Source organism: Pseudokineococcus marinus (assembly GCF_013004605.1).
Lineage (GTDB): Bacteria > Actinomycetota > Actinomycetes > Actinomycetales > Quadrisphaeraceae > Pseudokineococcus > Pseudokineococcus marinus.
The window spans coordinates 1-1,654 of record NZ_JABEMA010000465.1 but is presented as its reverse complement, the minus strand read 5'-3'; the positions used below and the strand labels follow the sequence as shown (position 1 = coordinate 1,654).

Here is a 1,654-nt window from a genome sequence, read left to right as displayed (position 1 = left end):
CTCGGCGCGGGTCTCCTCGCCGGTTCCGCCCTGGCGGCGCGCTGGGCGACCGCCGGCGACGCGCCGGGCTCGGTGCTGACGCTCGCGGCCGGCGCCGCGTCGGTCCTCGTCCTCGTCGCGGGCCCCCTCACCGACCTCGTGCTGACGGCCGTGCTCCTCGCGCTCGCGGGCGCGGCGGCCGGGGTGGCGCTCGTGGCCTCGGGGCACCTCGAGGACGGCGGACGGGCCGTCGCCGCGCGGGGCGCCGAGCCCCTGGTGCTCGGCGTCGTCGTGGTGCTCGGCGCGCTGTCCGCCGGCCTGGTCGGCGGCACGACCTTCCCCCTGGGCTCGGCGGGGCGCCTGGACGTCGGCGGGGCCGGGGTGGTGCTGCTGCTCGTCGGCCTCGTGGGCCTCGTCGCCTCGCTCGTGGTCGTCCGGCCCCTCGCCGACCGCGCCGCGGGGCCGCTCCTGCCCGTCCTCCTGGCGCGGGCCACCTCCGGTGCCGCGGCCCCGTCGAGGGGAGCGGCAGGCGCCCCGCGGGCGCACGAGGGGGACGCGGGCGGGCACGGGCTCCCCGGCGTCCTCGTCGCCCTCGAGGGCGGGGACGGGGCGGGCAAGACGACGCAGGCCGTGCTCCTGGGGCGCGAGCTCGAGCGCCGGGGGCACGACGTCGTCGTCACCCGGGAGCCGGGCGCCACGCCCCTCGGGGCGCGGGTCCGCGGCCTGCTGCTCGACCGCGGCGCCGACCAGCCGGCCGTGCCGCCGCGGGCCGAGGCCCTCCTGTACGCGGCCGACCGCGCCGCCCACGTCCACGAGGTGCTGCGCCCGGCGCTCGCGCGCGGCGCGGTCGTCGTCACCGACCGCTACGTCGACTCCTCGCTCGCCTACCAGGGGGCGGGGCGCGCGCTGCCCGCCGACGAGGTCGCCTGGCTGTCTAGCTGGGCCACCGAGGGGCTCCTGCCAGACCTCGTCGTCGTGCTGGACGCGGACGCCGCCACCGCGGCGTCGCGGCGCGGGGCGCGGGGGGCCGACGACCGCCTCGACGCGGAGCCGGCGCCCTTCCACGAGCGCGTCCGCCAGGTCTTCCTCGACCTGGCGCGCCGCGGCGGCGACCGCTACCTGGTGCTCGACGCCGGCGCGGCGCCCGAGGACGTGGCCGCGCGGGTGCTGGCGCGCCTCGAGCCTCTCCTGCCGGGGCGCCCCGACGAGGACCCCGCGCGCGACGACGCCGACGGCCACCCCCTCGACGACCAGCCCGTCGACGACGACCCCCGTGACGACGACGCCCCTGACGACCGCCGCGGGGACGACGTCCCCTCGCCCGCCGTCCCGGGTTCGACGACCCCGGCGCGACCGCAGCCGGCCGTCGTCGCCCAGGACCCGGAGCCGGCGGGTGGTCCGGTCACGGCGCCGCTCCGGGTCGTCGCTGAGCCGCAGCCCGACGGTGACGGCGCCCCCCGGGGAGGCGCGACGGCCCGCGAGCGTGAGGCGACCGAGGTCCGGGAGATCGAGGCGGCGCAGGCCCGCCGGCGTGAGGCGCAGGAGCGTGAGGCGGCCGAGGGACGTGAAGCGGCCGAGGAGCGGGAGCGCGAGGTGGCGGAGGCCCAGGAGCGCGAGCGTGAGGCGGCCGAGGCGCGGGAGCGTGAGGCGGCCGAGGCGCGGGAGCGTGAGGCGG

Annotated in this window: 1 protein-coding gene; it reads left to right on the top strand. The window is 81.1% G+C overall.

Features of this window, described 5'->3' with window-relative positions; translation table 11 throughout:
* Window positions 1-1,654: dTMP kinase (tmk, locus tag HLB09_RS16625; protein ID WP_171204409.1), on the top strand; the 1,654-nt coding region annotated here is incomplete at both ends.